Raw genomic sequence first — 8,805 nt, 5'->3', positions numbered from 1 at the left:
GTTTTCACTTCAACCGCTGGCGTTTCAGTTTTTACTTCAACTGCTGGCGTTTCAGTTTTTACTTCAACTGCTGGCGTTTCAGTTTTCACTTCAACTGCTGGCGTTTCAGTTTTAACTTCAACCGCTGGGGTTTCAGTTTTAACTTCAACCGCTGGCGTTTCAATTTTAACTTCTACTGCAGGTGTTTCGGCTTTAACTTCGACAGCTGGCGTTTCTACAGTAGGTGCAGCTTTAGCTTCGTTAGCTTGCTCTGCATCAAGTTGTTTTTCTAGCTCATCAACAGATGTAAATACAGCAGGGCTTGACGAGGTATCATCTTCATCACGACGACGACGTTGACCCGCTGCACGAAGGTGGCGAGGGCTACGACGGCTACGGCGCTGTCCTTCACGCTTGTCATCAGCATCTTCATTTACGGTTTCAGAAGCATCTTGAGTTGCTGTGATTTCTTCTGCAGATGTTGTGTTAGCAACAGCGGTTTCAGTAACAGGCGCCTGAACCGGTGCTTGCGCTTCAACTGGCGTTTCAGCTTCTACTTTAATGTCAGTTTCAGTGCTAACGTCTTTAGTCACTGGAACAGCAGCCTTAGCTTCAGATTTAGCTGAATCATTTTTAGTGATAACTTCAGCGTCTTTTCTTGGGCGGCGAGTACGGGCAGGTTTTGAATCCTGTTTGGTCTCTGGCTTAGCTTTAGGTTCAACTGCAACTTCAACCTGTGAAGTGGTGGTTTCCGCTAATTTAGCTTCGTTTTGCTCATTTTCAATTCGCACTTTACGACGCATGTTACGACGTTGACGACGCTCTCTCGCTGCTTCTTGCTTAGGCGATTTCTCAGCATCTTGACGTGGCTTTTCTGTCTTCGCTTTTGGCTCTGCTTTAGTTGGACGCTTATCAAGTTGTTCTTTATTAGCTACATCTCTGTCCGACTTTTTATTGCGCGCTTTATTATCACGACCTTTATTATCAGCGTCGTTGCGAGTATTACGGCGGTTGTCATTTCGAGAATCGTTACGACGACTGTCATTACGAGAGTCGTTACGACGATTACGACGGTTGTTTTGTGCTTCTTTACGGTTCTTATCAGCAGATTTAGTTTCAGTTTTAACTGGCTCTGGTGAGGCGAATAAACCACTAATAGCAGCAACAATTTTTGAGAAGAACCCAGGCTCTGCAGGCGCAGCCGGTTTGGCTACTGCAGCAGGTTTAGCTGCAGTTGTAGCTGCTGGCGCCGCTTTAGGGGTACCGAAGCCTTTAATTGCTGGCTGTTGTGCTTCCGCGCGCTCTAATTTGCGAGGCTCGTAAAGTTTTGCAGCAGGCTTTTCAACACGCTTGTAGCTTGACTCAACCACTTCATCATCGCTTCTGAGGCGTGATACACGGTAATCTGGTGTGGTCATATGTGCATCTGGGATGACATAAACTTCAACTTTATGGCGCTCTTCAGTAATACGAATTGCTTTACGCTTTTCATTTAACAAGAAGGCCGCTACATCGACAGGCACTACTGCTTCTATTTGAGTGGTGTTTTCTTTAATTGCTTCTTCTTCCATTAAGCGAAGAATAGAAAGCGCTAAAGACTCAGTGCTACGAATCGTACCTTGACCGTGACAGCGAGGGCATAAATGGCCAGCTGATTCACCAAGAGAAGGACGAAGACGTTGACGAGACATTTCCATCAGGCCGAAGCGTGAGATGCGACCGAGTTGAACACGGGCACGATCTAAATGAACCGCATCACGCATTCTATTTTCAACTTCACGTTGGTGTCTAACAGGGGTCATATCGATGAAATCGATAACCACTAAACCGCCTAAGTCACGAAGACGTAATTGACGGGCAATTTCATCAGCAGCTTCTAGGTTAGTGTTTAATGCTGTTTCTTCGATATCACCGCCTTTGGTTGCGCGTGCAGAGTTAATATCGATAGAGGTCAACGCTTCAGTTGGGTCAATAACGATTGAACCACCTGAAGGCAAACGTACTTCACGTTGGAAAGCCGACTCGATTTGAGATTCAATTTGGAAGTGAGTAAATAACGGCACTTCTGATTCATAACGCTTAACGCGCTCAACAAAATCTGGTCGAACTAAACCTATGTGCTGTTTAGCTTCTTCAAAAATGCGCGGGTGGTCGATTAAAATTTCACCGACATCACGGCGTAAGTAGTCACGTATTGCGCGAACAATAACGTTACTCTCTTGGTGAATTAAGAAAGGTGCAGGTTTGGTTTGCGCGGCCTCTTGAATTGCATCCCAGTGATGTTGTAAAACTTTCAAGTCCCACTTTAATTCAGCAGCATCTTTACCAACACCTGCAGTTCGAACGATTAAGCCCATACCGTTTGGCACTGATAACTCAGACATTGCCGCTTTAAGTTCAGTACGCTCATCACCTTCAATGCGACGAGAAATACCGCCAGCACGTGGGTTATTAGGCATAAGTACTAAGTAAGAACCTGCAAGACTGATAAAGGTTGTTAGCGCAGCGCCTTTATTACCGCGTTCTTCTTTATCAATTTGAACGATAACTTCTTGACCTTCAGATACCACTTCTTTGATATTTGGACGGCCTTGGAAAGAGTAACCTTTAGGGAAGTATTCGCGAGCAATTTCTTTTAGCGGTAAGAAACCATGGCGATCAGCACCATAGTCAACAAAAGCAGCTTCTAAAGAAGGTTCTACGCGGGTGATAGTACCTTTATAGATATTTGATTTTTTTTGTTCATGGCCTGGGCTTTCGATGTCCAGATCATACAATTGTTGCCCATCAACTAGGGCAACACGCAACTCTTCAGACTGAGTTGCATTAATTAACATACGTTTCATGATGACTTAATTCTTCTAATAAGGTCATCAAACAAAGTAAATTCGCTGCATTACGGGCCTAAAATGGTTATGCACAAAGCCTCGCGGCTGGTTTTTAGGCAAGTTAGGTGCGCATTACTGTAAGACGCATCGCTGCGTGTCGCATCCTATTTATGGCTTATTTTTTAATAATTACAAAAACAAGGAATTGGTTGTTCATTATCAACCAACCCCATAAATTTAATATTTCTTCCGATAATGCCCAAGTCGAATTGGTTTGTTTGATAACAAGCTAAAATTTGTTCGAATTTGGGATGGTATTTTTCAGGAAAACTTTTAAAATAAAGATGACACCGACGGTTTAATTGTAAAAACGAATTATTTCGTTTTGTGATGTTTACAATTTGCAAATCAATGACTTGCTACCAGTCTTGTTCATGAATTCTACTGAAAAAACACCGTAATAAATTGAGTTTGTGAACATTTTATCCACTGTTTATCCTCAATCACAGCGCAAATATAGCAATAATCAATTTAGACAGCAATCAAAACTCTCATTCTTATTGTCCCATCAGGTAGAAACTTAGGTTACAATACGCGCCGTAATAACTTAAGGCGCATCATGAATACAGAAACTCCCACAAAAGTTCAATTGGTCACTATTGATGAAGACCATTTCGAACAACGCATTGACAATTTTCTTCTCACCAAATTGAAAGGTGTACCTAAAAGCATGATTTACCGAATCGTGCGTAAAGGTGAGGTGAGGGTTAATAAAAAAAGAGTGAAGCCAGAATACAAGCTTCAACTTGAAGATGTTGTTCGTATTCCGCCAGTTAGAATTGCGGAAAAAGACAACCGCACAGCGCCGTCTGCAAAACTGTCTAAAGTAAGCCAGTTAGAAAGCAGAATCATTCATGAAGATAATCATCTTATCGTGCTGAACAAACCTGCAGGTATCGCAGTTCATGGTGGTAGCGGTGTCGATTACGGTGTGATTGAAGGATTACGTTCTTTAAGGCCACAGCAAAAATTTTTAGAGCTAGTACATCGTTTAGATAAAGACACCTCTGGCGTGTTGCTTATTGCCAAAAAGCGCAGTGCACTTAAGCATTTGCATGAGCAACTTAGAAACAAAACGATGCAAAAGGATTACCTTGCATTAGTTAGAGGTGATTGGCAGGCAAAAGACAAAGTGGTTAAAGTGCCTTTGCTAAAAATTACCTTAAAATCCGGCGAACGTATTGTTCGTGCCAATCAAGAAGGTAAACCTTCTGAAACACGTTACAAAATTATGCAGCGTTACCAAGGATGTACCTTAGTCAAAGCCAGTCCAGTGACAGGTCGAACTCACCAAATTCGCGTGCATTGTCAATATGCCGGCCATGCTATTGCGTGTGACGACAAATACAGTGAGCAAAAATTTGACGATTCTATGCGGGCTAAAGGTTTAAATCGTTTGTTCTTGCATGCTGCAGAGCTTAAATTTAAACATCCTGACAATGATGAAGTCACCACAGTCAAAGCGCCACTTGATGATGTTTTGTTAGCCACTTTAGATAAATTGACTCGTGCATGAAGCTAAATAATATAAAGCAGTACCAATTAGTGATTTTTGATTGGGATGGCACCTTAATGGATTCAGTCGGTAAAATTGTCGATTGTATGCAAAGCGTGGCGCAATCATTAGCACTTGATATTCCCTCTGAGCAAGCGGTTAGGGATATCATTGGCTTGTCTTTATTACCTGCGTTAGAAAAATTATTTCCTCATCATGGGAATAAGTACGATGAATTAATCGCAGGTTATAAACACTATTACCTTAATGTTAATCTAACACCATCGCCTTTGTTTGACGGCATAGAGCATTTACTTGCACAACTCAAAACCGCTGGTTACACCTTGGCAATTGCCACTGGTAAAAGGCGGGCGGGCTTAGACCGAATGTTGGCTGAAACTGGTTTAGGGCAATATTTTGTCGCGACTCGCTCAGCCGATGAAGCGCATTCGAAACCGCATCCATCGATGATTTTATCTTTGCTCGAAGAGTTAAATATTAACGCGGATCAAGCGGTGATGATCGGTGATTCAAAACTTGATATTGCGATGGCGAACAATGCTAAGGTAAACAGTATTGCGGTCACCTATGGCGCCCATAGCCTAGAGGATCTGTTAACTGAAGGGCCCACAGCCACAGTTAATCAACCGAAAGATATTTTATTACATATATAAGCAGAGCCATAATACGCTTTGCTTACTTTTGTAATTCATAAAGCCGATGTTAACCGCATCGGCTTTTTTGTGAGCCAATTACCTGTTGAACTGACAGCTAGCCAAAGCGGCATTGTGCAAGCTAAAGACGGTCTTGTTGAAAATTTAGCATTGTGTAAATATTTTTTAGCATCAAAAAGTTTATAGCACGTTTATATTATGGCGCTTTAATAGCTCGATTAAGCGGATTAATGGCAGACCAATGAGGGTATTAGGGTCATCTCCCTCAAGGCGTTCAAATAAAGCAATACCCAGTCCTTCAGATTTAAAACTACCTGCGCAATATAAAGGCTGCTCTAAATCAACATAACGCTCAATTTCTGCAGTCGTTAATTTTTTAAAGTGCACAGTGAAGGGTTCTACAATGCTATAAGCTTGCTGTGTGACATTATGGATAACACTTAAGCCAGTATAAAAGGTAATAGATTGACCTGAGGCTTGCTTAAGTTGTTTAACTGCGTTTTGTTTGTTTAGTGGTTTACCAATGATTTGTCCATTAATGACGGCCACTTGATCAGAGCCGATGATCACAGCAGGAATATGCGCTTGCTGACAGCTCGTTTGATTAAATAACTCAACACCAGCTTGTGCTTTTAATTGCGCTAAACGCAAAACTAATTGCTGCGCTGTTTCATCTTTAAGCGGCGTTTCATTGGTTTTTGGGCTGACACATTCAAACGGCAGTTGTAATTTTTCTAATAACGCTTTGCGATAAATAGAGGTGGAAGCTAGGATGATTTTAGTGTTCATGGCTCACTATTCGGGGAATTAGACAATTACTTCTATAATACGATAAAAAAGCGACTGAATGGAGTAATTTTAGTCGGATCGCGCTTGTGATCGCGGGCTGTGACAGGTAAAATTTCGCTTCGATCCATTTTAATGTTGGTGTTTAAGTAATGAGTCTATTTTGTTTGGTTAAGTCATTAACCACAATTTGGATAAATTTTCTTTGACTCTAGCGTTTTCAAACTATAATATGCGCGCCTTATGCAAACAGTAAAGATACCAGTATCAATTGATCCTATTCGAACTGCAGCCAGTGGTCTTCGTTATGAAGGCATAGTGCCTGGGGTTCAAAATAAGCGATTAAATGAATTATGTGCTGGCGATTGTTCCGATGTGACAGTGTCGTTAGAATGTGGCGTCGATATTCAGGGGATAGTCTACCTTCGCGGGAAGGCTGTGACGGAGCTCACTCTGCTATGTCAACGTTGTATGACACCATATACCACAAAGGTTACGGTCGACTTCAGCTTTGGTCTTTGTAAGACCCAAGATGAAATCGATGAGCTCCCGGATGCGTATGAGCCGATTGAGTGCAATGAAATTGGTGAAGTTCGTCTACATCAATTGGTTGAAGATGAATTGATAATCGCTATGCCAATTATTCCTATGCATCAGAATGATGATTGCAATTTAGGAACGAGCGACGTAGTTGTAGGCGAGATTGACCCCTCTCATGAGGAGCGTCCAAATCCGTTTGCAGTGTTAGAAAAACTGAAGAGCAAGTAATCTAGGAGACAGGTCAAATGGCTGTACAACAGAATAAAAAATCACGTTCAAAGCGCGGCATGCGCCGTTCACACGATGCATTGAGCACAGCTCAATTATCTGTAGACGCTACTAGCGGTGAATTACATCTACGTCACAATGTGACTGCTGATGGTTTTTACCGCGGTAAAAAGGTTATCAACAAGTAATTGTTGCTAATCTTATGACGAATCTGACGCTCGCGTTAGATGTGATGGGGGGCGATCATGGCCCCCTCGTCACAGTGCCTGCAGCCTTGCAGGCACTGAAATTTAACCCTCAATTATCAATTTATCTAGTCGGTAATCAAGCCGAAATAGACCCATATCTAATTGATATTGAAACGGCTATTCAAGCAAGAATTCAAATTATCCATACCACTGAAGTCATCACTATGTGTGATCGACCAATTCATGCTATCCGTTCTAAAAAACAAAGTTCAATGCGCTTAGCATTAGAATTAGTTAAAGATGGTAAGGCTCAGGCCTGTGTGAGTGCGGGTAATACTGGCGCGTTAATGGCGCTATCAAAGATCTTATTAAAAACCTTGCCCGGTGTAGATAGACCTGCATTAGTCAGTTGTTTACCTGCTATGACAGGTAAACCAGTCTATTTACTCGATCTGGGTGCTAACGTTTCTTGCGATTCTGAAACCTTGTTTCAGTTTGCTGTCATGGGCTCGGTGTTATGTGAAGTTGTGCATAAACGCTCTAGACCAAAAATTGCGTTACTTAACGTCGGTATTGAAGACGTTAAAGGTAACGATCAAGTCCAACAAGCAGCTCAGCACCTGATACACACTTCTCAAGTCAATTACGATGGCTTTATTGAAGGTGATGAGATATTTACCGGCAAAGTCGATGTTATCGTCTGTGACGGCTTTGTTGGCAACATTACATTAAAAACATCTGAAGGTATTGCTAAGTTATTAGTTCATCAATTAAAACATGGATTAACTCAAGGCTTTTTCGTTCGTTTGTTATCAAAATTCCTCGCTCCACGTATCCAAGCTGTACTGAGTAAGATGAACCCCGACCACTACAATGGTGCAAGTCTGATAGGATTGCGCGGAATAGTAGTAAAAAGTCACGGAAATGCTGATGAAGCCGCTTATTTACAAGCAATCAATTTAGCTGCAACGGAAGCAAAACGTCGTTTACCGGAAATGATTAAAGATCGTCTGGAGACGATTCTTTTAGACATCAATAGCTGATCTCATAATATGTATACAAAAATTCTCGGAACTGGTAGTTATCTGCCGGTGCAAGTTCGTAGTAACCACGATCTAGAAAAAATGGTCGACACCTCTGACCAATGGATTGTGGAACGTACGGGTATTTCAGAGCGACGCATCGCTGCTGAATATGAATCTGTGACTACCATGGGTTATCAAGCTGCGCTGAAAGCCTTAGAAATGGCAGGTGTTGAAGCAAGCGAATTAGATATGATTGTCTGTGGTACAACCAGTGCCAATAATGCATTTCCAGCTGCGGCTTGCGAAATACAAAAATTATTAGGCATTCATACTATTCCTGCATTTGATATTGCTGCCGCATGTTCAGGCTTTGTTTATGCATTGTCGGTTGCAGATCAATTTATTAAAACCGGTGCCGCTAAGAAAATATTGGTGGTGGGCGCTGACGTGTTGTCACGCCTGTGCGATCCTGAAGATCGCAGTACCATCATATTATTTGGTGATGGTGCTGGCGCTGCGGTTATTGGCGCCAGTGAGCAACCGGGTATTATTTCAACCCATATTTATGCCGATGGCCGCCAGGGGGATTTGCTAAAGTGCACATTCCCGCCTCGGGCCAGCGAAACATCAGAAGCTGTGAGCTTTATGACCATGAAGGGCAATGATGTCTTTAAGTTTGCGGTGACGCAATTATCCCATGTGGTGACAGAAACCCTGCGAATTAATAATATCGACAAGTCTGAAATTGATTGGTTAGTACCACATCAAGCCAACTTTAGAATTATTAAAGCGACCGCCAAAAAGTTAGATATGAGTTTAGATAAAGTGGTATTAACGCTGGCAAAGCACGGTAATACTTCAGCAGCTTCTGTGCCTATCGCGTTAGATGAGGCAGTAAGAGATGGCCGTATTAAACGCGGACAGCTTATTTTACTTGAAGCATTTGGCGGTGGATTTGCTTGGGGCAGTGCGCTAGTTAGATTCTAGATATCATTGATAAAT

The 8,805-nt window shown here is 42.1% G+C and carries 8 protein-coding genes; 6 read left to right on the top strand and 2 right to left on the bottom strand.

The genetic code is table 11. The features are described 5' to 3' along the window. The coding region (rne, locus tag AB4140_RS06955) for a ribonuclease E (protein WP_372000330.1) at window positions 1–2,825 on the bottom strand (2,825 nt) is incomplete at its 3' end. Between the two features lie 601 nt (window positions 2,826–3,426). Here rne and rluC point away from each other — a divergent pair. Then, entirely contained in the window at window positions 3,427–4,383 is a 957-nt protein-coding gene (rluC, locus tag AB4140_RS06950; RefSeq protein WP_102520007.1) for a 23S rRNA pseudouridine(955/2504/2580) synthase RluC, read from the top strand. Continuing rightward, window positions 4,380–5,036, top strand: coding sequence for an HAD family hydrolase (locus tag AB4140_RS06945; RefSeq protein WP_102440289.1), 657 nt, complete (start codon window positions 4,380–4,382; stop codon window positions 5,034–5,036). The genes rluC and AB4140_RS06945 overlap by 4 nt, the downstream gene beginning before the upstream one ends. Window positions 5,037–5,216: 180 nt before the next feature. Here AB4140_RS06945 and AB4140_RS06940 read toward each other — a convergent pair whose 3' ends face one another. Continuing rightward, window positions 5,217–5,825 (bottom strand): nucleoside triphosphate pyrophosphatase, encoded by a 609-nt coding sequence (locus AB4140_RS06940; protein ID WP_102440290.1) that lies wholly within the window; start codon window positions 5,823–5,825, stop codon window positions 5,217–5,219. A 240-nt stretch (window positions 5,826–6,065) separates the two neighbouring features. On the opposite strand from AB4140_RS06940, the gene yceD reads away from it, so the two are divergent. Genes yceD through AB4140_RS06920 form a run of 4 tightly spaced genes read left to right on the top strand, consistent with a single transcriptional unit; the run spans window position 6,066 to window position 8,790 of the window. After that, window positions 6,066–6,590 carry a 23S rRNA accumulation protein YceD gene (yceD, locus tag AB4140_RS06935; RefSeq protein WP_076536204.1) on the top strand — a complete coding sequence of 175 codons (525 nt, stop codon included), beginning with the start codon at window positions 6,066–6,068 and terminating at the stop codon, window positions 6,588–6,590. A 17-nt stretch (window positions 6,591–6,607) separates the two neighbouring features. Next, entirely contained in the window at window positions 6,608–6,778 is a 171-nt protein-coding gene (gene rpmF, locus AB4140_RS06930; RefSeq protein ID WP_011496728.1) for a 50S ribosomal protein L32, read from the top strand. Window positions 6,779–6,792: 14 nt separating this feature from the next. Then, window positions 6,793–7,821: a phosphate acyltransferase PlsX gene (gene plsX, locus AB4140_RS06925; protein WP_076536206.1), complete on the top strand. Its 1,029-nt coding sequence runs from the start codon at window positions 6,793–6,795 to the stop codon at window positions 7,819–7,821. 9 nt (window positions 7,822–7,830) lie between these two features. After that, the gene (locus AB4140_RS06920) at window positions 7,831–8,790 is read left to right on the top strand and encodes a beta-ketoacyl-ACP synthase III (RefSeq protein WP_102440291.1); all 960 of its coding nucleotides are present in this window, start codon (window positions 7,831–7,833) and stop codon (window positions 8,788–8,790) included. Window positions 8,791–8,805: the final 15 nt, after the last annotated feature.

It is taken from the genome of Shewanella sp. 10N.286.51.B2 (assembly GCF_041469265.1).
Lineage (GTDB): Bacteria > Pseudomonadota > Gammaproteobacteria > Enterobacterales > Shewanellaceae > Shewanella.
This window is presented reverse-complemented; position numbering and strand designations above follow the sequence as displayed.